General features: G+C 42.7%; 27 protein-coding genes. 1 reads left to right on the top strand and 26 read right to left on the bottom strand.

The annotated features are described in order from the left end of the window. Positions 1-63 precede the first annotated feature (63 nt). From C3420_RS12135 to mazG, 10 genes are all read right to left on the bottom strand, one after another. On the bottom strand, positions 64-1,341 hold the full coding sequence (locus C3420_RS12135; RefSeq protein WP_004813078.1) for a sensor histidine kinase: 1,278 nt from the start codon (positions 1,339-1,341) through the stop codon (positions 64-66). Between the two features lie 694 nt (positions 1,342-2,035). Further along, the gene (gene yjgA / locus C3420_RS12130) at positions 2,036-2,569 is read right to left on the bottom strand and encodes a ribosome biogenesis factor YjgA (protein ID WP_004813080.1); all 534 of its coding nucleotides are present in this window, start codon (positions 2,567-2,569) and stop codon (positions 2,036-2,038) included. 2 nt (positions 2,570-2,571) lie between these two features. Further along, positions 2,572-2,841: an HPr family phosphocarrier protein gene (locus tag C3420_RS12125; protein WP_008303424.1), complete on the bottom strand. Its 270-nt coding sequence runs from the start codon at positions 2,839-2,841 to the stop codon at positions 2,572-2,574. After that, positions 2,838-3,689, bottom strand: coding sequence for an RNase adapter RapZ (rapZ, locus tag C3420_RS12120; RefSeq protein WP_103800620.1), 852 nt, complete (start codon positions 3,687-3,689; stop codon positions 2,838-2,840). The genes C3420_RS12125 and rapZ overlap by 4 nt, the downstream gene beginning before the upstream one ends. 14 nt (positions 3,690-3,703) lie before the next feature. Beyond that, the gene (panC, locus tag C3420_RS12115; RefSeq protein WP_103800619.1) at positions 3,704-4,555 is read right to left on the bottom strand and encodes a pantoate--beta-alanine ligase; all 852 of its coding nucleotides are present in this window, start codon (positions 4,553-4,555) and stop codon (positions 3,704-3,706) included. Between the two features lies 1 nt (position 4,556). Beyond that, the gene (gene panB, locus C3420_RS12110) at positions 4,557-5,366 is read right to left on the bottom strand and encodes a 3-methyl-2-oxobutanoate hydroxymethyltransferase (RefSeq protein ID WP_004813084.1); all 810 of its coding nucleotides are present in this window, start codon (positions 5,364-5,366) and stop codon (positions 4,557-4,559) included. 52 nt (positions 5,367-5,418) lie between these two features. Further along, positions 5,419-5,904: a 2-amino-4-hydroxy-6-hydroxymethyldihydropteridine diphosphokinase gene (folK, locus tag C3420_RS12105; protein ID WP_103800618.1), complete on the bottom strand. Its 486-nt coding sequence runs from the start codon at positions 5,902-5,904 to the stop codon at positions 5,419-5,421. Continuing rightward, the gene (gene pcnB / locus C3420_RS12100; RefSeq protein WP_103800617.1) at positions 5,901-7,367 is read right to left on the bottom strand and encodes a polynucleotide adenylyltransferase PcnB; all 1,467 of its coding nucleotides are present in this window, start codon (positions 7,365-7,367) and stop codon (positions 5,901-5,903) included. Before pcnB ends, folK begins: the two co-directional genes overlap by 4 nt. 136 nt (positions 7,368-7,503) lie before the next feature. Further along, positions 7,504-7,929, bottom strand: a complete 426-nt coding sequence (locus tag C3420_RS12095) for a ComEA family DNA-binding protein (RefSeq protein ID WP_103800616.1) — start codon at positions 7,927-7,929, stop codon at positions 7,504-7,506. Then, positions 7,886-8,701, bottom strand: a complete 816-nt coding sequence (gene mazG, locus C3420_RS12090; RefSeq protein WP_103800615.1) for a nucleoside triphosphate pyrophosphohydrolase — start codon at positions 8,699-8,701, stop codon at positions 7,886-7,888. The genes C3420_RS12095 and mazG overlap by 44 nt, the downstream gene beginning before the upstream one ends. 90 nt (positions 8,702-8,791) lie before the next feature. Between mazG and C3420_RS12085 the strand changes: the two genes are divergently transcribed. Further along, entirely contained in the window at positions 8,792-9,565 is a 774-nt protein-coding gene (locus C3420_RS12085; protein ID WP_004889988.1) for an SDR family oxidoreductase, read from the top strand. Between the two features lie 17 nt (positions 9,566-9,582). Here C3420_RS12085 and C3420_RS12080 read toward each other — a convergent pair whose 3' ends face one another. The 16 genes from C3420_RS12080 to C3420_RS12005 form a co-directional block, all read right to left on the bottom strand. After that, positions 9,583-10,230, bottom strand: coding sequence for a 4'-phosphopantetheinyl transferase family protein (locus tag C3420_RS12080; RefSeq protein WP_103800614.1), 648 nt, complete (start codon positions 10,228-10,230; stop codon positions 9,583-9,585). A 107-nt stretch (positions 10,231-10,337) separates the two neighbouring features. After that, entirely contained in the window at positions 10,338-11,750 is a 1,413-nt protein-coding gene (gene der, locus C3420_RS12075) for a ribosome biogenesis GTPase Der (protein ID WP_004889995.1), read from the bottom strand. A gap of 176 nt (positions 11,751-11,926) precedes the next feature. Continuing rightward, positions 11,927-13,075 carry an outer membrane protein assembly factor BamB gene (bamB, locus tag C3420_RS12070; RefSeq protein WP_103800613.1) on the bottom strand — a complete coding sequence of 383 codons (1,149 nt, stop codon included), beginning with the start codon at positions 13,073-13,075 and terminating at the stop codon, positions 11,927-11,929. Next, a complete protein-coding gene (locus tag C3420_RS12065; protein ID WP_103800612.1) occupies positions 13,072-13,770 on the bottom strand; it encodes a YfgM family protein in 699 nt (232 codons plus the stop codon). The genes bamB and C3420_RS12065 overlap by 4 nt, the downstream gene beginning before the upstream one ends. 30 nt (positions 13,771-13,800) lie before the next feature. Continuing rightward, the gene (hisS, locus tag C3420_RS12060; protein WP_103800611.1) at positions 13,801-15,096 is read right to left on the bottom strand and encodes a histidine--tRNA ligase; all 1,296 of its coding nucleotides are present in this window, start codon (positions 15,094-15,096) and stop codon (positions 13,801-13,803) included. Between the two features lie 3 nt (positions 15,097-15,099). Beyond that, entirely contained in the window at positions 15,100-16,221 is a 1,122-nt protein-coding gene (gene ispG / locus C3420_RS12055; protein WP_103800610.1) for a flavodoxin-dependent (E)-4-hydroxy-3-methylbut-2-enyl-diphosphate synthase, read from the bottom strand. Between the two features lie 23 nt (positions 16,222-16,244). Next, entirely contained in the window at positions 16,245-17,036 is a 792-nt protein-coding gene (locus tag C3420_RS12050; protein WP_004813106.1) for a helix-turn-helix domain-containing protein, read from the bottom strand. Continuing rightward, positions 17,027-17,827 carry a type IV pilus biogenesis/stability protein PilW gene (gene pilW, locus C3420_RS12045; protein ID WP_103800609.1) on the bottom strand — a complete coding sequence of 267 codons (801 nt, stop codon included), beginning with the start codon at positions 17,825-17,827 and terminating at the stop codon, positions 17,027-17,029. The genes C3420_RS12050 and pilW overlap by 10 nt, the downstream gene beginning before the upstream one ends. Before the next feature lie 14 nt (positions 17,828-17,841). Continuing rightward, entirely contained in the window at positions 17,842-19,077 is a 1,236-nt protein-coding gene (gene rlmN, locus C3420_RS12040; RefSeq protein ID WP_004813110.1) for a 23S rRNA (adenine(2503)-C(2))-methyltransferase RlmN, read from the bottom strand. Positions 19,078-19,199: 122 nt separating this feature from the next. Next, the gene (gene ndk / locus C3420_RS12035) at positions 19,200-19,631 is read right to left on the bottom strand and encodes a nucleoside-diphosphate kinase (protein WP_004813112.1); all 432 of its coding nucleotides are present in this window, start codon (positions 19,629-19,631) and stop codon (positions 19,200-19,202) included. A gap of 110 nt (positions 19,632-19,741) precedes the next feature. Continuing rightward, positions 19,742-19,942, bottom strand: coding sequence for a Fe-S cluster assembly protein IscX (iscX, locus tag C3420_RS12030; protein ID WP_004813114.1), 201 nt, complete (start codon positions 19,940-19,942; stop codon positions 19,742-19,744). A gap of 89 nt (positions 19,943-20,031) precedes the next feature. Continuing rightward, positions 20,032-20,583, bottom strand: coding sequence for a phosphatase PAP2 family protein (locus tag C3420_RS12025; RefSeq protein WP_103800608.1), 552 nt, complete (start codon positions 20,581-20,583; stop codon positions 20,032-20,034). Positions 20,584-20,652: 69 nt separating this feature from the next. Further along, a complete protein-coding gene (locus C3420_RS12020) occupies positions 20,653-21,063 on the bottom strand; it encodes a hypothetical protein (RefSeq protein WP_103800607.1) in 411 nt (136 codons plus the stop codon). 12 nt (positions 21,064-21,075) lie between these two features. Further along, entirely contained in the window at positions 21,076-23,409 is a 2,334-nt protein-coding gene (locus C3420_RS12015; protein WP_103800606.1) for a fimbria/pilus outer membrane usher protein, read from the bottom strand. A gap of 43 nt (positions 23,410-23,452) precedes the next feature. Then, entirely contained in the window at positions 23,453-24,154 is a 702-nt protein-coding gene (locus C3420_RS12010; protein ID WP_048881425.1) for a molecular chaperone, read from the bottom strand. 113 nt (positions 24,155-24,267) lie between these two features. Next, on the bottom strand, positions 24,268-24,789 hold the full coding sequence (locus tag C3420_RS12005; protein ID WP_103800605.1) for a DUF4402 domain-containing protein: 522 nt from the start codon (positions 24,787-24,789) through the stop codon (positions 24,268-24,270). Between the last annotated feature and the right edge of the window lie 244 nt (positions 24,790-25,033).

The following is a 25,033-nucleotide window of genomic DNA, read 5'->3' as shown; positions in this document are numbered from 1 at the left end:
CCTGCAAGATTTTTTCTAGTTATAACAGGTGACTGGCAGCGCTGTGAATGCCTTGGACGGAAATTAATTTTTTTCTTTTAATGCACCTGCCGGTTCAGCAAGTGCCAGTGCCTGATGTTCATTGGTGGCTTTTGGCAACAATACACTAAAGGTCGTACCCTGACCTTCTTTAGAGTCCACATAAATTTGACCATGATTCAGATCGACAAATCGCTTACACAATACCAGACCAAGACCCGCGCCTTTTTCATTATCTGTGCCTTTCACACTTACTGTCAGATTTGGCTTAAACAGATTTTGCATCTGTTCTTCAGTCATGCCCAGACCGGTATCCTGCACGCTGATTCTGACCAGCTCGTCTTCAGCTTCAGCAGTCAAAATGACCTGACCCTGCTGATCGGTTGGGGTGAATTTCAGTGCATTGGAGACCAGGTTTTGCAGCACTGAAGTAATCATGTTGATATCAGCATTGACCTTCACTCCTTCAGGAATGCGGTCAATCAGGTCGATTTTTTTATTCAATGCTAAGCTTTTGAGTACATCGCAAACAATTTTGCTGGACTGTTTTAGCTCAAAGTTGATCGGATGGTAAACAAAACGTCCACCTTCAGCCATCGCCCAAGTCAGCAGGCTTTCCAGCAAGTTATAAGTTGACTTGGCATTTTCACAGAGATAATCGGCAATATTCTGAACACTTGAATCATCCAGTGTATGACGTTCTTCAGCCAATACTTCCGAGAATCCAAGTAAACCATGAAAGGGTGCACGCAGGTCATGAGCAATAATCTGGAAGAATTTCGTCTTACTGAAGTTCATGGCGCATTGCTGCTCGTACATTTCCTTCAGTTCATTATAGTCTTCATGCAAGCGAATCCGTCCGACCAGCCCATCGGCAAACTCCTGCACCAGACGAATATCTTCCTGATCAAAGCCCTCTTCTTTCTGATCAAAAAATACCACATGACCAATTGAGTGGGTATCACTGGCTTTCAGATTAAAGGAGATCAGGCGCTTATGCTCTACACCAAGACTACGAATATATTCTGACATTTCTGTATAGGCAGGATGCGTATGATCCAGACAGTCATCATTTTTAAGATAATTGAGCAGATTTAATTCGGGCGGCGTTTCAAACCCCCAAAATTCTGAAGCAGTGGAATACCAGATATAAGGTTCTTTATGAAAACCCAGTAAACATTTTTCAGTCTTAAGTAGCCGACGTGCGACTCGAGCAAATGTATTAATTAGGTTATTGGAAGTATTTACGCCCAAAATAAGAGACAGGCGGCATGAGCTTAGCTGTTCAGTATTTTGACCTATCTCCAGAAGGTTAAGCTTCATCTCTGCCTCTCATGGTTATGTTTATTTATTCGACCAATTTTATACAATCAATAACAAAGAATCTAAACAGTCTCAACAACATTTCCTAACATCTAGATTAATTGATTTCATTACATTTAACTACGTATACGTTCATTTTTTCTTTAAAAAATGTAAAACAAATTTGACATTAACCGTTATTTGTAAACCTATAAACAACCCTGATAATGTCACTGAAATGTCTATTTTTTCACCACCACTTGTAACATGCACCTAAACTAAATACTAGTGCCAAGCCTATAGATAATTAATTTAATTTAAAATAATAGCACCAAAATAAATTATTTAGATTAATATTGTTAAGAATTTCTTCACCAACCAATCTTTTACGAGTAAATATCCTATTTTTTGCTTCATAATGCTCAAATGATTAATCTTCTAACTAACCATGTAATTTAGTTAATTCTTTGATATGTCTAATTTTTGTTAATTAAGCACAATAAAACTGGCATAAAGTACCAATTTTTTTGTTAATGACTGAGATTTCCTTACTGTTAATTGTAAGCAGCCACTACAATTCTTATAAATTGTTTCTTTAAAAATTATGCTTGAGCTCATAATTCCAGTTCATGAATCTTATATAACTTTCTGTTTGGTAAAATACGGATATAAAAAAAAGCGACCTTCTAGGATCGCCTTCTCTATCGACACGAAATCAATTATCTGAAATCAATGCTACTTGCTGTACATAGTTGAACAGTTTTAGCTTTGATGCTGTAACCTCTTCTTCAGGTGCCTGATTTTTTAGATCACGATGTACACGCAAATAATGCTGACGTAAGGTATGACGTTCTGTTGCATTATAGGTTTTGGTAAATTCGTTAATCGCCGGATCACCATCTTTGACAATACGGTCAACCCAACGCTGTAATTGCGCTGTCTTTTTCAAACCCTGTTTAGGGGTCAGGTAGGACAGAATCACGGTTTCATTTTCGTTACGTAGTAATTTGCCAATACGTGAGAATTGGCGACGACGTGCTTCATGTGAACTAATTTGCTGAACATCTAGCAAGGCTTCAATCAAACGCTCTTCAACAGGAAGGTTCTTGATTTGTTTCGCACTCAGTTCTGCCAACTGTGCGCCTAAAGCAGCCATACGCTGGACTGCTTTTTTCTGTTCGGTTTTACTTGCGCGTCCCTCTAAAGATTCGAAATCTTCTTCAGTTAAACTGCTCGGTCGACGTGCCACGATTAATCTGCCTCATAAAATTTTGCCGCAAACAGTGCCTGAATTTCAGATAAAGCTTTTTCTTCATCTGCTCCTTCAAGTACCAAGCGTAATGTTGTGCCTTTGCCCGCTCCTAGCATGAGCAAGGACATGATATTTTTTGCATCGACGAGCTTGTCACCCTTTCCAATCTGAATATTGGAACGAAATTTGGTGGTGACTTCAATGAGCTTACCCGATGCCCGCGCATGTAAACCCAATTTGTTAATTACGTCAACCGTCGTATCAATCATGACCAGTGCTTCATTTCTCGGTGGAGGACTTGAACAGACCATTTTGCCTCAAGCGCTTTTTTTAGTCTATCCACAATATAAACAGAACGATGCTGACCACCGGTACAACCTACAGAAACTGTGATGTAGTGACGGTGCCCTTCAGCAAAAGCCGGTAGCCATTTTTCCAAAAAGTGGTGAATGTCCTGGAACATGTCTTCTACCTGCTCACTCTTTTCTAGGAAAGTCTGTACAGGCTGATCCAGTCCGGAAAATTTACGTAGTTCCAGATCCCAGTGCGGGTTAGGCAGATGACGCACATCAAAGACATAATCAGCATCCAATGGAATACCATGCTTATAACCAAAGGACTGTAAAATCAGAATTAGGTTATCAGTCTGACCGAGCTTATGCAGCAGGGTATGCTTCAGGTCATGTACACTTTTGTCAGAAGTATCGATATGTACCGTTGAGCGCAACTGGATAGGAAGCAAAAGTAACTTTTCTTCCTGAATGCATTCATTCAGACTTTTAAAACGTACAGCCAGCGGATGTGGACGGCGTGAAGCACTAAAACGTGCAATCAGCTCCTGATCCTGCGTAGTCAGATAAATAACATCGACTGTGCCATGCTGTTGCAGCTGTTCAAACACATGATCAAATTCTTGCAGATCCGCCCGCGTACTACGAACATCCACCCCTAATGCCAACTGTTCCAGGTTATTTTCCTGATCCAGTTTCGCGACAATTTCAGGAAGCAGTGCCAGCGGCAGGTTATCAATACAGTAGTAACCCAGGTCTTCCAGTACCTGCAAGGCAGATGACTTACCTGAACCAGATTGGCCTGTCACAATTAAGATGCGCTTCATGCCCTGCTACCCTATTAATGACGTGCAGAATATTTTACCTGCAGATTGTCGATCAAACGTGTTTTACCTAATTTCGCCGCAATGAATAACACAAGATCCTGATTAAATTCATCAATCTTTTGCAATTCTGGCGTACGTGCCTCAATATAATCTACCACAAAACCAGCCTCAGTGAGGGTCTGGCGAATACCAGTCAACACAATATCTAACACTATACCTTCATGCAGCTGCTGTTCCGCTGCTTTTAAGCTGCGGTAGATCACTGGTGCAGTCTGGCGTTCTTGCTCGGTCAGATAACCGTTCCGTGAACTCAGTGCCAAACCATCTTCAGCGCGCGCTATCGGCACCCCAATCACTTCCAGTGGAATATTCAGGTCTTGCACAAACTGGCGAATCACTGCCAGTTGCTGATAATCTTTTTCACCAAAGAAAGCATAGTTTGGCTGAACCATGTTAAACAATTTTGTCACGACAACTGCTACGCCATCGAAATGCCCCGGACGCTGTAAACCACACAGGTCGTTAGTGATATCCGAAACACTGATATTGGTCAGACGCGGCTTGTTGCCATACATCTGTTCCACACTTGGAGCAAAGACGATGTCACAGCCTACTTCAGCCAATAACTGCTGATCCTGTTCCAAGGTACGTGGATAATTATCAAAATCTTCGTTTGGCCCAAACTGAATCGGATTCACGAAGATGCTGACCACGACTACATCACATAACTTGCGGGCTTCACGTACCAGATTTAAGTGACCTTGATGCAGATTCCCCATGGTGGGTACGAAGCCAATAATTTTACGTGCTGAACGAGCCGGATTTAATGAGGCCGCCAAACCCTGGATGGTAGTTTCTGTTTTCATGTTATAACTCAACTTGGAATGTATGTTCAGGTGCAGGGAATGAGCTGTCTAGTACAGCAGCATGATAGGCCTTGAATGCATCCAGGATTGCATTGGCACCTGATTGTTCTTTCATAAAGTTACGTACAAATTTAGCCGTATGACCAAAGTTCAGGCCCAGCATGTCTTGCACTACAAGCACCTGACCATCCGTATCTACACCCGCACCAATACCAATCACTGGAATCTCCGGGAATAACTCAGCCACTTCTTTGCCAAGTTGTGCAGGCACACATTCAAGCAATAACAAGGCAGCACCGGCTTCAACCACAGCCTTACAGTCAGCAAGCAGCTGATCTGCCGCTGCACGGTTACGTGCCTGTAATTTATAACCACCAAATACATTCACTGATTGTGGTGTCAAACCTAGGTGTACACAAACTGGAATACCGTTACGCGTCATGACCTGTACGGTTTCAGCCAGCCATGCTCCACCTTCCAGCTTGACCATCTGAGCACCCGCCTGCATCACGGTACGGGCACTTTGCAAGGCATCATTCAATGTTGCATAACTCATAAATGGCAGATCAGTCAGGATAAAGGCATGCTGATTCGCACGGCGCACTGCAGCGGTGTGATATGCCATATCTGCTACAGTCACTGGCAAAGTAGAATCATGCCCCTGAATGGTCATACCCAGGGAATCCCCGATCAGAATCGTATCTACTTCGGCAATTTCCATGGCTTTGGCCATGCTGGCATCGTAGCAGGTCAGGCAGGAGAATTTACGGCCGTCCGCCTTGAATCGTCTTAAGTCGCTCAGACTGATCATGAAGGTGTTCCTCTCTTATTGAAGTTCTCGCGAACATACCAATAAATAAAAATTAAATATTTGCCCAATTCGTGCGATCAAGGACCGTCAAGGTCGATTGTTTTACGATGTCCAGGTCTTTTAATGATTGTCCATTCAGCTGTAATTCAGTATCAATATCCAACAACGGCAATAATACAAAATCACGTTCCATTACACCGACATGCGGCACAGTCAAACGCTCATTCTGAATACGTTCATCACCGTAAATAAGCAGGTCCAGATCCAGGGTACGTTCACCCCAGTGGCGTAAACGTACCCGACCCGCTTCCTGTTCCAATGCCTGTAGACGATCCAGTAAATCGAGTGGTGCCAGATCGGTAATCAACTGCACCACAGCATTATGATAATTTGGCTGATCCTGTGGACCCATCGGTGGACTTTGATACAAATGGGATATTTTCACTGTTCCCAAGCTTGCCAGTTTCTGTACCGCCTCAGCCATAATCTGGCGCGAATCACCAAGATTACTGCCTAAGCCAATATAAGTAATGGTCATTGTGTCGGTCCAAAAACAACTTGGCTTAAATCACGCTGTACACGCTTACGTTTCATAATTGGATGATCCGGACCAATCTCACCGCTTGCACTCGCTGCTGCATGAGAAACTGGTTTCTCTGCTGCTGGCTTAGGTTTGCGGGTACGACGGTTACGTGGTTCCGGCTCATTGACTAATGGCTCAATCTCAGTGGTTTCCTGAACAGCAAGACGCTGTTCCAGATGCTCTTCCTGAGTCGCTTTACGACGGCTCTTGGCACGCTGACGGTTATACTGTGCAATGGCACGTTCTTTTTCGTCACCGCCCATTTGCTGATAAGCATCCCACCAGCTCCCCATGCCCTGTGCCGTTTCATCACCTGATTTTTCGCGAAGTAACAGGAAGTCAAAGCCGGCACGAAAACGCGCATGACCAGACAGCGCTTCAATCTGCTGCGGTTTTGGATTCAACAGGCGGGTCTGCATTTCCCAGACTTCACGGATAAAGGTTTCCGCAAAACGTGGAATGATGGTACGGGTTGCTTGACGCTTCAGCACATCCAGGCCTGCTTGAGCACGTGCTTCAGCTGGAATAATGCCTTTACTCAAGTAGAAATCACAACGTTCCAGGAATGGCTTCCATAACAATACAGCATAGAAGAACGCGGGATTAATCGTCTTGCCAATCGAAATACGCTGATCGGTATTGGTCGCAGCACGTTCAATAAACGGTGTGATTTCAGGCTTGATCTCTGCAAACAGCTGACGCCAGATCCCGAAATCAATCAGCATTGGTAAGACGCGGTTGAGATGCCCCATGGTGAACAGCTTCTGTGACTCATCATAAAGACGATGCGGAGATACATCACGAAGCAGCTGGGTCATTTCTGGTGTAAAAATATCCAGAATCGCTTCATCAATATTGAAATTTAATTTTGCTGCAAAACGCAACGTACGCAGCATACGGACTGGATCTTCTTCAAAGCGGAGTGTTGGATCACCCAGCAGGCGCAGTGTTTTATGTTTAATATCATCTACTGCATTGCAGAAATCCAGCACAATACCTTTACGTGGCTGGTAATACATTGCATTAATCGAGAAATCACGGCGAGCAAAGTCCTGCTCGATAGTTCCCCAGTTATTGTCACGCAGAATCATGCCCTGCGCCGAAGTGACGGCCTTTTTCGGCGGTGCCCGGAAAGTCGCGACTTCTACCAGTTCGCGACCAGAATAGACATGAGCCAGCTCAAAACGACGCCCGATAATACGACAACGTCGCCCGAATACTTCTTTGACCTGAGCGGGAGTTGCGTTAGTGACAGCATCGAAATCCTTGGGATTCAAGCCCAGCATCAGATCTCGTACACCACCACCAACAATATAAGCTTCATAGCCGGCCTTATTTAAGGCATCAATCACATCGAGGATATAAGAAGGTAATTGAGCGGTTGATAAACCACATTTTGACGCGCGCAAAGTTTGCAAAAGACGCTGTCTCCTACGTCTGAACGTAAAATTCTAAGATGACGCTAATCATATCGCTTACACGGCTAAAGGGCAATTTGATTATGTCAATCCTGTATCCAGCAATGATAGAGGATTCACTTTAAATTTAGATGATTTACAGCGCCAGTCGAGCTTGATTTTTAGCAAATAGTGCAGGACCAATCCCCTTGACCAACTGAATATCTTCAACACGTTTAAACTTGCCATGCGTGTTGCGATATTCAATAATTGCTTCTGCTTTCTTCTGACCAATGCCATGCAGCTGCTGCAACTGCTCGACCGTAGCGGAATTCAGCCGGATCCTGTCTGCACTGGAAACAGCTGCAAGCTCCGGCTTCGCCAGATAGTGATTGCTATGATTTTGGGATGGCCGATTCTGCTGTTGTTTCAGCCGTGCATCATATTGTTGCTGTTTAGCCTTCCAGTCAGCATAACTTTCATTTTGAGCAGCAGCTGCAAACGAACTGTACAGTACAGATAAAATTGTAAGGATGATACTAATCAGTTCTCTGCTGATTGACCGATTTTTTATTATTTTCATGCGTGGCCCGTTGTTTTAATTCTTGTTTCGCCTGTTCCCACAACTGATCCAATTCAGTCAGTGACAGGTCTTCTATATTCAGATTCTGTTGTACTGCCTGATGTTCCATTAAGGCAAATCGAGTACGGAATTTATGGATGGTACCTAATAGTGCCATCTCACTCGAAATTCCAAGTTTACGACCAACATTAACCAGAGAGAATAAGCAATCACCAAATTCTTCCAGAATTTCGTCGGATTTCTGTCCTACCATTGCCTCTTTAAATTCACCTAACTCTTCTTCAAGCTTACCGAATGCACCATCCACATCAGGAAAATCAAAACCAATTTTTGCCACATTTTTCTGGATTTCATCTGCCTGTACGAGTGACGGTGCATGTTTCACGTCATCCAGACGGGAACGGGGCTTATCCTGTTTTTCTTGTGCCTTAATCTTTTTCCACAATACAGCCACATCTTCAGGGCTGAGTTTGGAAAACTGTTCAGCCTGAAATACATGCGGATGACGGCGGATTAATTTATCGCTAATCGCCTGTACTACATCCTGGAAATTAAAAGCACCTTGCTCACTGTACATCTGCGACTGAAAAACCACTTGTAATAACAGGTCACCCAGCTCATCACGTACATCTTCAGCCTTACCGGAACGAACAGCCGCTTCAACTTCATACGCCTCTTCAATCGCATAACGCGTTAATGATTCAGGTGTCTGCTGTTGATCCCACGGACATTTTTCACGTAGTTCTCGCATGATGCTCAGTAATTGTTCCACCTTAAAACCTCTTTATTTTATCGGACAAGAAAATATCTTTTGCTCAATGTTTGCTATGCTCTAAAAACAATCAACATGGAGGTGAGCTCAATGCACAGTATCTTTATTAGCGGTGCAGCACAAGGAATCGGTGCTGCTGTTGCCAGCCTATTTTGCCACGAGGATTACAAGGTCGGTATTTACGATCTGAATATTAGCCTTGCCGAACAACTGGCTGAACAGTTAGGCCCGAATGCGCATGCAGGTTATCTGGATGTCGCCAGTTATGCATCCTGGCAAACCGCCTTAGAAGATTTTGAAGCCTGGGCAGGCAAGATCAATATTCTGGTGAATAATGCCGGCATTCTCTATTCAGGAAATTTTGAAAAGACCCCCATTGAAGCACACCATCATACGGTCGATATTAATATCAAGGGTGTGATCAATGGCTGTCATGCGGCCTTTCCCTTTCTGGAGCGTGCTGCTTTTGCCCGGGTCATTAACCTTTCCTCTGCTTCCGCGATCTATGGTCAGGCTGATCTCGCTTCTTATGCGACCAGTAAATTTGCCGTACGAGGCCTGACAGAAAGCCTGGATATTGAATGGCACAAGCATGGCATCCGGGTCATGGATGTGATGCCACTTTTTGTGCGCACTGCAATGGTTCAGGATATGCAGGCAGAAAGCATCAAGAAAATGGGCGTACATTTGAGTGCAGAAGATGTCGCTCAGGATATTTTAAAACTGGTACAGCGCAAGGACAATTTACTGGTTCCTACCCATCAGCCAGTCGGCTTTAAAAGCCAGTTCTTATACCATTTGTCACGTTTCAGTCCGCAGTTTGTGAACCGCATGAGTAATTTGCTAATTGCCCGAAAACCCTGATTCTTATATCCCCCTGTTTATGCTGCCGGATACTGGTAAATCTGAATCTGTGGAAAACTAAAGCCACGACAGGACTGCTCAGCCTGCCATGCCACGCTGAGCACACAATCACCAAATACATAGTTGTGAAATGCAAAGACCCCAAGCTGCGCATGCTGACACAGGCCACCCTGCTGCTGTGGATGTACTTTAGTATTGAGCTCACTTAAGTTCATACGAATACCCATACCATGTGCTTTTAATACTGCTTCTTTGGTGGTCCAGACCTTAAACCAGTATTCAGGATCACAGTCTAGCTGTTGCCAGATCGCGTATTCTTCAGGGTGAAAGGCATGCTGTGCCAATGCATCAAAACGAACTTTACGGCTTAATTCTTCAACATCCACCCCAATTTCTTTGACTGTTTGGCTCATGGCAAGTGCATAAAAATTCTGGCTATGGCTATGGTTAAAGGCAATATTTGAGTGGTCTTTGAGATAGGGTTTGCCATACTCTGCACGTGCAAGATCATGATCGCAAATTGAGAAATTCAAAGCACTGGATAAATACTGATTTCGCAATTGAACGATGTGTTGTTTGCGTTGCTGGAGATACGCTTTACGCGTTAGCCCATCAGATGTGGCTTGAACCGGCAGTTTATGTAAATCAATTCGAATCTGACGCATTACAGGATCCTTTATTGCTCAAGTGAATTATAAAACAGTTCAGACCTCTATGGTGAAAGCACAAAAAAGCCTGCTATTGCAGGCTTTTTACTTTATTCAAATACAGATTAACCGCGTTTGAATTTCTTCTCAGCTTTCTTGAATTTCTGAACATAACGACGCTTACGTGCTGCAGTACGTTCATCAATTTGCGACTTACGACCTTCGAACGGGTTTTCAGAAGTTTTAAATTCAATTCTTACTGGTGTACCTTCAAGTTTATAAACTTTGCGGAACACATTTTCCAGGTAACGACGGTAATCCGCAGGAGTTTTATCGACCTTGTTACCATGAATGACAATGGTCGGTGGATTCTGACCGCCAATGTGCGCATAACGCATTTTGATACGACGGCCTTGAACAGTTGGCGGCTGGTGAGCTTCAGTCGCATCTTGCAGAATCTGGGTGATTTTTGCAGGAGAGACTTTCAGGTGTGAAGAATCATAGGCACGGTGGATCGAAGGATAAAGCTCACCGACACCGGTACCATGTAATGCAGAGATCAAGTGAATCTTCGCCCATGGAATGAAGTCAAAACGACGTTCCACATCCAGCTTGCACTGCTTACGATCATATTCAGACATGTTGTCCCATTTATTGATCGCAATCACCATGGCACGACCTGCTTCAATCGCATAACCGATCAAGTGCAAGTCCTGCTCTACAATTCCTTCACGTGCATCAACAACTACGACAACCACATGCGCATCTTTCATCGCCTGCAAAGTTTTCACGATTGAGAATTTCTCAATCATCTCATCGACTTTACCTTTACGACGTACACCTGCGGTATCGATCAAAGTGTATTTACGGCCATCACGTTCAAATGGAATGTAAATCGAGTCACGTGTTGTACCAGGCTGGTCAAATGCAACCACACGCTCTTCACCCAGTAAACGGTTGACCAAGGTTGATTTACCAACGTTCGGACGACCAATAATCGCGAGACGCAAACCGGTATTTTTATCGTGTTCAGCTTCAGACTCATCTTCAGGCACATCTGCAAGTACTTCTTCAAGCATCTGCTGTACACCACGACCATGACTCGCCGCCACTTGCATCGGCTCGCCCATGCCAAGTTTATAGAACTCAACTAAAGCAGCTTCTGCGTGTACTCCATCTACCTTGTTCGCAACGAGGAAGACTTTTTTACCCAAAGTACGCAGCTCACGGGCAATCTGTTCATCAGATGCCAACAATCCGGCACGTGCATCGACCACAAAGATAATCATATCTGCTTCATGGATTGCAGTTTTAGACTGCTCTGCCATGTAAGAGTCGATCCCACCTTCGTTCTCACCGATACCGCCAGTATCAACGACAATGAAGGATTTATTTTGATAGACAGCATCACCATACTTACGGTCGCGTGTCAGACCTGCAAAGTCTGCCACCAATGCGTCACGGCTCTTGGTTATCTGGTTGAACAGAGTTGATTTTCCGACGTTCGGACGACCAATGAGCGCAATTACGGGTTTCATAGATTAACCTTTATTCAATATCAGGCTGTCTAAAAATGGCCTGAACATCAGAAAGTTCTGGAAGAAAATGGGAATAGGATTAAAGCCTAAAATAAATAAAAACACGGGGCATTGAACATTCAATCACCCCGCGTAAAAAATACGGTTGGCTTATTTTAGCATAAGCCACAGAAAAATTAACGATTCTGCCAGATACTGTAAGCACCCTTGCGTGTCGACACATAGAGCTGGTTGTCGATCACACGCAGTGTGCGAACTTCACCAGAAGTCTTGGAACGACCAACAATCTGTCCAGTAGACGGATCAATCAGGTGTAATACACCGTCCAGGTCACCGACTACAAGGTCTGTACCCAGCATGACCGGGTTGCTCAGCTGACGGTTTAACAGCTGGTCATTTTCCCAGAGTTTCTGGCCAGACGTAATTTCATAGGCGGTGATTTTACCATCAGTCTGGGCTACAAAGACACCATTACCTACAACTTCTGGACGCTGGATACTGCTGGCATCTTCACTCCAGATCACCTGTTGTGAAGCCAGATCAAGCACAGTCACCTGACCTTGATAGCTGGTTGTTACTACAAACTGACCAGCAACGACCGGCTCACCATCAATATCATTCAGACGTTGAATATCGGAGCGACCATCAGATACCGCTACACGGCGCTGCATTTTTGGCACGCCAGTAACAGCATCCAGAGCATAAATATAGCCGTTTGCTGAAGCAATCAGTACATGACGTGGGTCAAGTGCGACTGGTGCCGCCATACCACGCAGGCTGAATTGTACATTAGGTAGCTTATAAGTCCACACCTGTTTACCAGTACTGACTTCATGAGCGAAGACCATACCGTCATTCGCTACGGTAATCACACGGTCTGCGTGCACTAAAGAGGGCGCAATAATGGCACCCGACAATTGGGCAGCCCAACGCTGTTCACCCGTCTGCTGATCTAAAGCAAACAGCTGACCTTTGGTATTGCCTGCAATCACCAGACCAGAAGCCGCCTCCACACCCGCGCTTAAGCCGGCTTTAGACACTTTTTTCTGCCAAAGACGTTGCTTGCCCTGATAAGCAGAAATTTCCCCATTTGGATTAATGGCAAAAATCACACCGTTGTCTGCATCGAGGCGTAAACGTAATGGATCTGCTTCATCCGTAGAAGAAACACTGCTAGAAAATACAGGAACCAGTGATTTTGCCTGTGCAAGTTTAGGAAGTGGATTTGGCTTGGCTTCTTCCACTTTAATGGTTTTTCCCGCACAACCTACCAAAGCAAGGGTTAACACGGTTAAGGCACAGGTGAGTTTGTATTTTCTATTCATTCAGTTTCTTCCACTTGTGTATCTATAATCGGGCGTTCAATTTCAGGATCATCGACCAATACGCCAACACTTTCTAGTTTAATTTGTAAAATCTGACGTTCTTCTTTGCGTTCTACCAAAGTATCCCATGCACTTTGATACACTTTCTTGGCATTTTCAATATCATTTTTAGCAACATAGATATCTCCACGTGCTTCATCTGCAGTTGCTTTAAAAGCAGGCTCATTCACCGCTTCTAAAGTTTTCAGTGCTGCATCATATTTTTTCTGTGCCAGCTGGGCATATGCCAGACGAAGTTTAACTACTTGCACCAGACCTGCATCATCCACCTTGGAGTTTTCAACTTTCTTCAGTACACGTTCAGCTGCTGCATAATCTTCTTTGTCATAAGCCAGTTTTGCCATTACTAGCTGAGTCTGAATCGCCTGCGCTGAGTCAGGTGCTTCCTTGACAATCTTGTCCGCAGTATCAGACAGTTTAGCAAACGCATCGCCCTGAGTAGACCGTGCATCATCCATTAACTGCTGTACCTTGGCCGTTTGCTTCTGCGACTCCGCCAGGTTCTTCTTCTGCCAATATTCCCATCCAAAAAAGGCAATCAGCGCAACCAGAATTCCGGTAATGATTGAAGAGCCATACTTCTTTGTGAAGGATTTCAAACTTTCAAGTTGTTCATCACCACCAATTGCGCTCATGTGATTACCCCTTTCCTAATGTCTTATCGATTATTTTGAAGAAATTTTAGTTGTGAAGAATGCCACAAAATCAGTAAATGGCACATCTGATTGCTCTGCCGTTGCCAGCTCTTTTACGGTAAAAGTCTGTGCTTCCAGTTCACGTTCACCCATAATCACGGCATAGATCGCACCAGACTGGTCTGCCTTTTTCATTTGCGATTTCATTGAACCTTGTGAGCCAACTTTCAGGCGAATGCTACTCCCGGCAGCTTCTAACTGGTCACGGATCTGTTCAGCCAAGACCAGTGCCTGACCTTGAGAAGCAGGGTCTGCCACCAGAAATACTTCACAATCACGTACAGGTGTGTTGTCTTCAACTTGCTCCAGTAAAAGCAGTAAGCGCTCCATCCCCATCGCAAAACCAACCGCAGGTACAGACTGGTCTGCCTTACCTTTTAACTGACCCACCAGACCATCATAACGACCGCCGGCACAGACTGTACCTTGTGAACCTAAATGCGTTGTGGTCCATTCAAATACGGTTTTGTTGTAATAATCCAGACCACGTACCAGTTTCTGGTTGATGACAAAGCTGACGCCTGCATCAGTCAGGTATTGCTGTAACTGGTTAAAGTGCGCCAGTGTTTCTTCACCCATAAAATCATGCAGTTTAGGTGCATTTTCTAAAATAGACTGCGTTTTGGCATCTTTAGAATCCAGGATACGTAATGGATTCGTGGTTAAACGACGCTGAGAATCTTCATCCAGATCGGTTTTATGCGCTTCCAAGAATTCAACCAATGCCGCGCGGTATGCCGCACGTTCATCCGACTCACCCAAAGTGTTGAGTTCAAGCTGGACTTTATCGGCAACACCCATACGTTTCCATAAACGCGCTGTCATTAAAATCAATTCAGCATCTTGATCTGGCGTTGCTACACCAAAAGTTTCCACACCAAACTGGTGGAACTGACGGTAACGGCCTTTTTGTGGTTTTTCATAACGGAACATAGGTCCGACATACCACACTTTCGGGGTCGCACCACGCAGCAGGTTATGCTCAAGCATGGCACGTACGCAACCTGCTGTACCCTCAGGACGCAGCGTCAAAGACTCCGGTGGATTACCTTTGTCCAGAAAAGTGTACATTTCTTTTTCAACGATATCCGTTGCATCACCGATTGAACGTTTGAACAGATTGGTCTGTTCAACGATTGGTAAACGAATTTGTTGATAGCCATAGGCATCCATCAGACCCGATAAATGCTGTTCAAGACGTCTCCAAGCTGGGGTTTGCGTTGGGAGAATGTCATTAAAACCTTTGATTGCGACGATTGAACTCATGATCTACTCAGGAAAACTTGTACGAATAATTTCTTTAGATTTAGCTTTTTCAAGCTCATCAACACGTTGACGAACCATAGCTTCGATTTCATCAACCAGTTGATTGGTATCGATTAAATGGCTCTTTTCACCATTACGATACACCAGTGAACGTGGACTTGCACCTACTACACCAATGTCGGCTTCCTTAGCTTCACCCGGACCATTTACTTTACAGCCAATCACCGATACATCCATTGGTGTACGAATATCTTCCAAACGTTCTTCAAGCGATTGCATCACTTTAATTACATTAAATTCCTGACGTGAACAGCTCGGGCAGGCAATGAAGTTAATCCCGTTAGAACGTAAACCCAGCGATTTTAAAATATCGAAACCGATCTTCACTTCTTCTTCAGGTGCTGCTGCCAATGAAATACGCATGGTGTCACCAATACCTTCCATCAACAGACCACCAAGGGCGATTGCAGACTTCACCGAACCTGTACGGTAAATGCCCGCCTCAGTCACACCCAAGTGCAGCGGGTTATCAATCTGTTTAGACAGCAGACGATAAGCATCCATGGTCAGGAACACATTCGATGCTTTTACCGATATTTTAAATTCATGGAAATCTAAACGGTCTAAAATATCGATATGACGCATCGCCGATTCAAGCAGTGCCTCGCCTGTCGGCTCGCCATATTTTTTCTGGATGTCTTTTTCTAATGAACCAGCATTGACACCAATACGCATCGAGATATCGTTATGACGCGCAGCTGCCACGACTTCACGAATCTTGGCTTCTGAACCGATGTTACCTGGGTTAATACGCAGACAGTCTGCGCCCAAGTCAGCTACTGCTAGGGCAATTTTGTAGTCGAAGTGAATGTCTGCAACCAATGGCACACTCACCTGTTTACGGATTTCCCCAAACGCTGCCGCTGCTTCCATACTTGGTACAGAAACACGCATGATATCAGCACCCGCATCGACACAACGCTGGATCTGTGCGACCGTTGCAGCTACATCACAGGTTTCGGTATTGGTCATACTCTGGATGCTGATAGGCGCATCACCACCGACATAAACAGAACCAACACGAATCTTGCGGGTTAGACGGCGTTGAATCGGATTCACAATCATGATTTGTTTCTACTCTCTTGCCATTAACGTGATAAACGGAATTCTGCTTTTCCGTTTACAGTATATGGTGACAATGAAATATTTTCGTTATTCAGGGTCATGGCCACAGCGGTTGCATCATCAAGACGGATCTGAAATGGAGTTTCACCATTTAAATCCAATGTTGATGATTGACGACCAGTAGCAAGCACTTTACCGGTTGAGTCAATAATATGGACTGAAGTAGGACGGCTAAATTCAAGTTTTAGCTGATCACCAGATACTGTTGCATTGGAATCCATATTAATGATTTCAACGTCTGATGCCTGAGTCATTACTTCCGGTTCCACTTCAGCGCTACTATTGCCTGACCAGTTTTGGATCATCGCTACCAATGCACCTAAAACTGCTAACGCCACTAATGCGATTAAACCGCGTTTTAACCATTTACGGTTACGGTCACGATTAGAGCCTGGTAATTTACCCATAATCTTGATTGGGGAATTGTTCAAGGCATGATTCGGTAACAGACCGGTATCATTGGCATAAATCTCATCAAAACGTTGAATGATATTCGATGCGTCGACGCCTAGGAACTTCGCATAAGTACGATAATAACCTTTGATAAAGGTCGCTTCCGGTAAAGCTTTATAATCATCCTGTTCCAGTGCAGTCAAAGTTTTGACTGGAATATTCAGTTCACTTTCAACATCTTCCAGCTCAAGTTTCTGGTTGATACGAATCTGGCGCAAGTACTCACCTGGACGTTGAACATTTCCTAACGCGTTTGGCGCTACGCTCGAATTATTCGATGGTGAATTAGGATTTACTTCCATACGGCCTCAGTAGTGTACTGTAATTGCAAATAACGTTGGTATTCCGGGCTTTCAGGGAATAATGCGCGCAATTGATTGACCAATACTTGCATGCCCATTTGATCACCCTCGGCACGCGCAGTACGAATGCCGATCCAGAGCGCACGAGCACCCTGGTTTTTCTGTCCCACTGAACGTACAAATTGTTGATACATATTCGACGCCGCCGGGAACTGCTGATTCAGATAAAAAATCTCTGCCAACTCTAACATTGAAATGTAAGAATCGCGATTGGCTTGCAGGGCCTGTTTGAATGATTTTTCAGCATTCACCAGATTGCCCTGCTTCAGGTAGATCCGTCCCATATTTTCAAGCGCAAGATAACGCTGGTCATAGCCCAGTGTCGCGCCTGCAATTGCAAACTGTTCAATTGCATCATTATAACGTTCAAGCTGATACAAATAGGTGCCATAATTGTTACGTGCCTGTGCATTTTTAGGTTCGACTGAAATCGCGCGCTTAAAATAAGTTTCGGCACGATCCAAGTTCAGCTTACTGCCTTCCTGCTGTAACAAAACACCCATCATCATATTGGCTTGAGCATCACGTGAATTAATTTTAAGCGCCTCATCTAGCGCTCTTTTCGCTGAATCCAGATCACCAGTCTTCAGATATTCAACCGCCAATTGAGTACGCACCTGGGTCGCTTTTTTAGGATCCTTTTTACCCACTTCTGCCGTTTGACAGCCAGATAGAGCAATAGAAACACATACTGTTGAAATAAAAGCAATTTTAGATGTCAGATTTCTCAATTGGTGACCTCTTGTTATCCTTGTGAGCGCATGATCTCATTGGACTGCGCGATTTTCTTCTTCCACTGTTCCGCACGACGGGTACGATCAGCAACTTGTCCCACTAATTGACCACACGCAGCATCAATATCATCACCACGTGTCTGACGAATCGTACACACAAAACCTGCATCAGACAAAGTTTTTTGAAAAGAAATAATACGGTTACGGCTTGAACGGCCATAAGGCGCATGCGGGAACGGATTAAATGGAATCAGGTTAATTTTGCTTGGCAAATTCTTCAATAATTTAATCATCTGCTGGGCATGTTCCGGTTTGTCATTCACGCCGTCCAGCATGACATATTCAATGGTCACATGTTTACGTGCGCTTTCATTGCCATCTTTAGTGATATAGCGCTGACATGCTGCAATAAGTTGCTCAAGCGGATATTTTTTATTGATTGGCACGAGTTCATTACGCAGTTCATCATTAGGTGCATGCAATGAAATCGCCAGAGCAACATCAATATCTTGAGCCAATTGGTCAATTTTAGGCACCACACCTGATGTTGATAGTGTCACACGGCGTTTTGACATACCGTAGGCAAAGTCATCCAGCATGATACGCATTGAATTGAGTACAGCATCGTAATTCAATAACGGTTCGCCCATCCCCATCATGACGACATTGGTCACTGAACGCTCACGCTCTGCCACAGGCACATCTTCCATATAGGAATAGTTTGCCATCCATAACTGGCCGATAATTTCAGCCTGGCTTAAATCACGCTGGAAACCCTGTTTACCCGTTGAACAAAATGAACAGTCCAGTGCACAGCCCACCTGTGAAGAAATACACAAGGTCTTACGTGAGCCAGTTTTATCTTCTGCTGGAATGAGGACAGTTTCAACCAGTGAACCTTCACCATCACCGACACGGAACACCCATTTACGCGTACCGTCTTTAGAATAATTTTTATGCACCACTTCTGGCGCTTTAATTTCACAAATTTTTTCCAGCTTTTCACGCAACTTGCCTGAGATATTGGTCATCTCAGCAAAATCAGTCACAAAAAATTGGTGAATCCACTTCATCACCTGCCCGGCACGAAACTTCTTCTCACCCATATCTTCGAAGAATTTTTCCATTTGCGGACGTGACATGCCAAGTAAGTTCACTTTCTCGACAGCCTTTTGCTGTGCTGGAGCGGATGGAGTGTGTTGCTGTGCCTCAGAAACTGCTGATACAGCGACTGCTTCAGTACTCATGTGTATTACCTAAACCATGTCTAAAGATGAAAGGAGAAGCTCAATATCTGAGCAAAGAATTATTCAGGGAATAAAAAAACCAGATAAGTATAATAACACTTATCTGGCTTGAATACTGCGAATTAACGAGTACGTGGAGCAATCTCAGTTTGAGCGAAGAAGTAGTTAACTTCACGATCAGCAGATGCTACAGAGTCAGAACCGTGAGCAGCATTTTCGTCGATGCTTACAGCGAAATCTGCACGGATAGTACCAGGCGCAGCTTCTTTAGGGTTAGTCGCGCCAAGGATTTCACGGTGAGCAAGAACTGCGTTTTCACCTTCAAGAACTGAAACAACAACTGGACCAGAAGTCATGAATGCAACTAAGTCACCAAAGAAACCACGTTCTTTGTGCTCAGCGTAGAAACCTTCAGCTTCAGCTTGAGTCAGGTGCTTCATTTTAGTAGCAACAATTTTAAGACCCGCTTTTTCGAAACGAGCAAAGATTTCACCGATTACGTTTTTAGCAACTGCATCTGGTTTAACGATAGATAATGTACGTTCAATAGCCATGATTGGCTCCTTTAGTCAATGGTTGACATGAAAATTTGGCGCATTATACCGAGATAATCCGCAATTTTCTGCTTTTACTCTGTAAAAAAATCGCTTTTTTAGATTAGGTCCTAGCGCGCCTCGTCAATCCATGCCATTTGAATGGCTTCAAGCAGACCTTCAGTTGATTTTTCAGGATTATCTTCAAAGTCTGGAAGTGCACAAACCCATGCATGCAAATCAGTAAAACGAATCCATTGCGGATCCACGTCCGGGTGTGCTTCATACAGTTCAATTGCGATATCAAGAGTATCAGTCCAACGTAAACCCATATCTATTCCTAACAGCCATTTGCTTCGATGTGGTACTTTAGCAAATCTGGCAGAATCTGCGAGTGTTTAACGGTTCCAGAGCTATATTTTTATAACACAATGTTCAAGAGCGGTGCCAGAGATATAAAACTTACCGCCACAGTTATACCGATGACAGCCCCCATTGCTACATCACTCGGATAATGCAGACCGAGTATCATTCGTGAGGCTGCGACTAACACAGTAAAAGGCAGCATTAAAATCAGTAGAACTGGAACTGCATAACCTAACATCGTCGTTGCCATGACGGCATGCAAGGTATGTCCTGAGGGAAAACTGTAATAGTCTAGAGGATGGTCACCGAGACGAATAAGCTGATGCACCTGATAAGGTCGGGGGCGTACAGTTTTAGTTTTTAATACTTTGTAGATTGCCGTACCAACAGTACTTCCCAGAATTAAATACAGTATTTGTAGGCTATATAATAAACCTTGTAGCGCCCAGGTAGTGATGATCATCACGTACCAGAATACACCATTGCCAAGCCGGCTGATAATTTTGAAAAAAGCAGCCACACGTCCAGAATGCGAAAGATGATTTAATACTACGCAACCTTTTAAATCCATCTCCATTAATTTTTGTTTTGCATGATGGAATTTCACCGTTTGGCTTCCTGTAATATTTTCAGTTCATTTTATCGATTCTTAGCTACCGAATTATTTAAATCAAATTTAGAAATTAATATCGACTGAAATCCGATCACGATAAGTACCTGCTGGAACACCATTAAAAGGATTATCTACCAGTTGAACAGATACGATAAATTTCTGTCGCTGGGCTGCGCTTTGTTGGAGTGGTACTCCCCACGCATTACCGCTTGCTCCTCTTAAATTTAACTTAGTGCGGAGTTTATAGGCGCCATTAGATACATAACTCATACCATCAGTACTAACCAGATTTTGGCTATTAAATAAAATTGAATAACCAGTATCACAGCTGATATTAAAAGACGTGGCTGCCTGGCTACGCTGGTAGCTTTGCAAACGAAGCTCATCATTAGCAAAGCCATCAATTGAACAATATTGAGCAGATGCCATGGTGCTCATCGTGGATACTGCTATTAATAACAAGAGTTGTTTCATTATAGTTTTCTCCTACTTGCAAACCGTTTCAAAAACATGTTTGTCCGCATTCTGGAATTGTATTTCATTCAGATTAAATTGTGCCTGGCATTGCTTTCCGCCTTGAGTTTTAATTTTCAGGTTATATGCACCTGCCTTAAATAAATAAAGATAGACCATACCCTGGCTATCAACAAAAGAAGCTTCCTGACTGAGCCCGTCTACAAGAACTTCAGACCCTGCAACCAGCGAATTTTGCTGTGCATCCTTAAGTTTGACAGCAACCCGTTTTGTTTTATAAATCGGAAAATCCAGACGATATCCGCGTTGATCTAAGCCCACCAGTTTCTTAGAAGAGTGTTCAAAAGTTTCATCCATTGCCAGCTGGTTATGATCAAAAGAAATGTCATAATGAATATAAGGAATAAGATTATGAACAAACATATACCCTTGTTTATTGGTACTTCCTACACGTGTTGCCGAGCGATAAATATCAATATCTGAATGTTGGTCCACATTAACCAAGGCAAAAGCGTTATCGGCATATTTGGTCAATGCAACTTTATTCCCCATCCAAACTAATGCGCCATCAAATGTAACTTGTGAATTACGGCGATCCTCATATTCATCATGAGATAATTGCAAGTTACCTACGCTGGTTTTCCATAAACCATAAGCATTGTAGTTAATTTCTTCATCACTTCGGTTTACACCCACGACATAATCAAAGCCATTCTGGGTCATGGTTCGATGGGCATAACTTAAACTTGTTTCATTATCTGCGGTATCATGATCCAGAGAAATCCGCCCTCGTTCGCCCCAGTTATAATAAAAGGCGATACGAAATCCCTGATCTCCGTCCTCACTAAAATCTTTATAATAGCCAAAATCCGTATATAAGTTTCTCGTTAGACCTTTTGTCGCTCTAATATCAAAAAACTTACGGTCTTCTCTAGGTGAATCATCAAATTCATTATAATAAGATTGATAAATAAAATTAAAATTTAGACCATCAATAATTTTAAGATTAGAAAAGTTAAAATATAAAATACTTGAAGTCTCAATTTCGGAATCATATAAATCAGTATTCAAATATTGATACTCTTGCGTAAAATATCGACTATTTAAGCCAACTGACCAGTATTGGGAACTTCGACTCAAGCCAACTGCAGCAGCATAACCTTGCTCATCTATACGATCTGCCTTGCTTGCTGATACGGCGGTATCTAAAAGAAAATACTTACTGATACCTTGGGTCCACAACACATCTACATTGCTAACATCTTCGCTATAAAGTAAATCTAGACCCAAGGTTGTAGAAGAAGTGATCCCTCGGCGGAAATAGAGTTTGCTAAAAAAATCACGATAATCATCATCCACAAGATCATAGTTATAACGCAGCTTTCCTAACGAAATATTGTATTCATTTAACTTTGGCTTCAATAACCGGCTATTAATATAAACAGGAAAACTCCGAACAGTACGATTTCCAAGTATATCTTCCACCACAATTTGAGCATCACCTGCCTGATTGACGACTCCTCCAGCTGGTAAATTGTAATTACCTGGGGTGATTGAATCCCGGTAAAGTCTTACACCATTAATAAAAAGATCTACCGTAGAGGGTAAGCTGGCGCTACCATTTAAGGCTGGGATATTCCAATACACAAAATCAGGACGATCAATATAATTGGTTCCAAAGCTTAAACCACCAAAACGAAAAGAATTATTTAGCAAGTTATAAGGACTGGTCGTATCACCGAAAGTCAGCTTTAAAAATTTTGTCGGAAAATCAATATCTAAGGTGCTGTTTACGCGCAAAAACGTTTGTTCTGTTTCCTCAGGTTCATTCCGATAGAGAAACGCATTTTTAAACAACCAATAATCTTTAAAGATTCCAAACTCTGAGAACGTATTAAACTCCTGATCTTCTTCATCCTTACCATAAAACAGACTATAGTTCACAAAGCCACCAAAGTTTGCTTTTTCCGGAACTTCTATTTCCAGCTCATAATCGGTTCCTACGAAAAAATCTGCAGGAAAGAAGATTTTAATCGCCTGAAGACTATAATCATCCTCGACTGTAATTCCTGGCTGTGTTAATGAACAAAAATCTTTCTTAGCCAGGTGTCGTGAAATTTTTTCTACCCGTATTCCAATATCAGATAAAGCTTCACATTCAACAAATCTTTTCCCATTCTCAGAAAATGTTACAGTTTCAGTGTGATAATCCACACCATTGATCCATATATTAACGATAAGTACTTCTGGACTTTTTAGTTGATTTGATTCTTGACTAAGTTCTGCATTTGCATTTATCGCTCCTATACCACATGCAATCATTAGGAAAAGTTTTGTGGCTTTCATAGCATGATCCTTTTATATTTCTTATTTTTCTGAGATAGAACTATCACCCTTTTACTGGAAACTCTAAATACCCTGCCTGCTCATCTAATTTAATTTTTAATTTGGCTATGTTCCCAGTTTTAATTTCACCTAATTCAAATTTAATTTTATTACCGCTTAACACATACAAAGCTAAATCTTGTCGAAGTAATTCATTATTTTTATTATCGAGTACAACAACTTCAGTAATTTTCGCAAAAGAATTTTCTGAATTAATAATATTGAGATAGGCTATATTATTAATTTTGTGTAGATCCACACTGAGCTTTGGAGGAACTACCTTTCCAGCAAAAAGTGGTAAAGAAAAATTAAATAAAAAGTTAATCGCAGACTCCTCTGCAACTGGTGTTACTTCCTTAAAAACTACTCTCCAAGACTGTTGTTTTTCTAGGTTTTCCGGCGGCTGACTAAAGCCAATACGCACAATCTGCTTACTTTCTGGTTTAAGTTCAAAAGTTTTTGGATTAAATAATAAAGTTCTATCTTCTACAAGAACATCTTCTCCTTTTTCATCCTGCTGCCATTTATATGCATTAACTTCATAGATTTTAGATTTAGATAGACCAGTACTTTCGATATTAACCGTAGTACTTTTCTGCCTTTTAAAATCTTGGATATTTAATTGTATCGGATTAAATTTAATTCCTGCAGACAAAGAAGCACTGTAGAGGAGCATAATTAGCAACCCTATTAATTTTATATTCACCTTTGACTCCAAATATTTAAATATAATTATTATTAATTTTTTATATTAAAGTAGGAGATGTTTAAAACATCTCCTAACGGTGTAACTATTTTATAAGAATGATTTTCTTATTTTTAGAATCGAACCGCTACTGTATAAGTACCACGGTAAGTACCAGCATCAGCGTTATTATAATCATTTTGTGCAACTGTTGCAGTTACATTAAATGCCTGATCGGCATTGCCTGTACTAGCTAAAGTACCACCATTGTACGCATCAGCAGCGCCATTTTGACGTGTGCTCACTTGTACCGGTACTGCGCCACCCGCTCCAGTTAAGGTATTTGGTGCTGAGATTTGCAGTCTGTATGGTGCATTTGTACGTACATTAAATGTTCCTGTATCTGTCCAAGTACCATTTTGTGCTTGAGCCAGTGTTAAGGTTTCATCTACGATATCCAGGTCGCAATGTCGAGCGACATCTAGAACTACATTAATTTTTCCATCACACTTATCACTACAAGCATGCTTGCCTGGTTTATGTGGTTTAGTCGGTTTAGATGGACCTGGGCCACGATCTGGGCCACCTGCATATACACTTGCTGATCCTAAGCCAAGTACAACTGATGCTAATGCTGTTAGAACTATTTTATTCATTTTTTTTCTCCATTCTTTTAAAAGAATATAAATATTTATTTCGAAGAACGGTTAATGCAAAACTCTTATTGTTATGAGTGTAGCTACCTAACCGTAGGCTTATCTTATTATTATTAGAGAGGTGGTCCCACTTGTTTGAACAACTAAAAGCGTATTTATAAGTGATATTCCGCTCTAGTTAAGCCACCTTGTTTTGTTGGGGTAGCTGATCATAGTAAAACTCATTTGGTGTCATTTTGTCTAG

The organism is Acinetobacter sp. ACNIH3, assembly GCF_002918965.1.
GTDB classification, from domain to species: domain Bacteria; phylum Pseudomonadota; class Gammaproteobacteria; order Pseudomonadales; family Moraxellaceae; genus Acinetobacter; species Acinetobacter schindleri.
Note: the sequence above shows the minus strand (reverse complement) of the source record. Positions and strands in the feature narration are given on the sequence as shown.

Bases quoted from the DNA above. Each gene is read 5' to 3' on its own strand.
- C3420_RS12135 (WP_004813078.1), bottom strand. From the start codon at position 1,341: ATGAAGCTTAACCTTCTGGAGATAGGTCAAAATACTGAACAGCTAAGC.
- C3420_RS12125 (WP_008303424.1), bottom strand. From the start codon at position 2,841: ATGATTGATACGACGGTTGACGTAATTAACAAATTGGGTTTACATGCG.
- rapZ (WP_103800620.1), bottom strand. From the start codon at position 3,689: ATGAAGCGCATCTTAATTGTGACAGGCCAATCTGGTTCAGGTAAGTCA.
- panC (WP_103800619.1), bottom strand. From the start codon at position 4,555: ATGAAAACAGAAACTACCATCCAGGGTTTGGCGGCCTCATTAAATCCG.
- panB (WP_004813084.1), bottom strand. From the start codon at position 5,366: ATGATCAGTCTGAGCGACTTAAGACGATTCAAGGCGGACGGCCGTAAA.
- folK (WP_103800618.1), bottom strand. From the start codon at position 5,904: ATGACCATTACTTATATTGGCTTAGGCAGTAATCTTGGTGATTCGCGC.
- C3420_RS12095 (WP_103800616.1), bottom strand. From the start codon at position 7,929: ATGAAAATAATAAAAAATCGGTCAATCAGCAGAGAACTGATTAGTATC.
- C3420_RS12085 (WP_004889988.1), top strand. From the start codon at position 8,792: ATGCACAGTATCTTTATTAGCGGTGCAGCACAAGGAATCGGTGCTGCT.
- C3420_RS12080 (WP_103800614.1), bottom strand. From the start codon at position 10,230: ATGCGTCAGATTCGAATTGATTTACATAAACTGCCGGTTCAAGCCACA.
- der (WP_004889995.1), bottom strand. From the start codon at position 11,750: ATGAAACCCGTAATTGCGCTCATTGGTCGTCCGAACGTCGGAAAATCA.
- bamB (WP_103800613.1), bottom strand. From the start codon at position 13,075: ATGAATAGAAAATACAAACTCACCTGTGCCTTAACCGTGTTAACCCTT.
- C3420_RS12065 (WP_103800612.1), bottom strand. From the start codon at position 13,770: ATGAGCGCAATTGGTGGTGATGAACAACTTGAAAGTTTGAAATCCTTC.
- hisS (WP_103800611.1), bottom strand. From the start codon at position 15,096: ATGAGTTCAATCGTCGCAATCAAAGGTTTTAATGACATTCTCCCAACG.
- ispG (WP_103800610.1), bottom strand. From the start codon at position 16,221: ATGATTGTGAATCCGATTCAACGCCGTCTAACCCGCAAGATTCGTGTT.
- C3420_RS12050 (WP_004813106.1), bottom strand. From the start codon at position 17,036: ATGGAAGTAAATCCTAATTCACCATCGAATAATTCGAGCGTAGCGCCA.
- rlmN (WP_004813110.1), bottom strand. From the start codon at position 19,077: ATGAGTACTGAAGCAGTCGCTGTATCAGCAGTTTCTGAGGCACAGCAA.
- ndk (WP_004813112.1), bottom strand. From the start codon at position 19,631: ATGGCTATTGAACGTACATTATCTATCGTTAAACCAGATGCAGTTGCT.
- iscX (WP_004813114.1), bottom strand. From the start codon at position 19,942: ATGGGTTTACGTTGGACTGATACTCTTGATATCGCAATTGAACTGTAT.
- C3420_RS12020 (WP_103800607.1), bottom strand. From the start codon at position 21,063: ATGAAACAACTCTTGTTATTAATAGCAGTATCCACGATGAGCACCATG.
- C3420_RS12015 (WP_103800606.1), bottom strand. From the start codon at position 23,409: ATGAAAGCCACAAAACTTTTCCTAATGATTGCATGTGGTATAGGAGCG.
- C3420_RS12005 (WP_103800605.1), bottom strand. From the start codon at position 24,789: ATGAATAAAATAGTTCTAACAGCATTAGCATCAGTTGTACTTGGCTTA.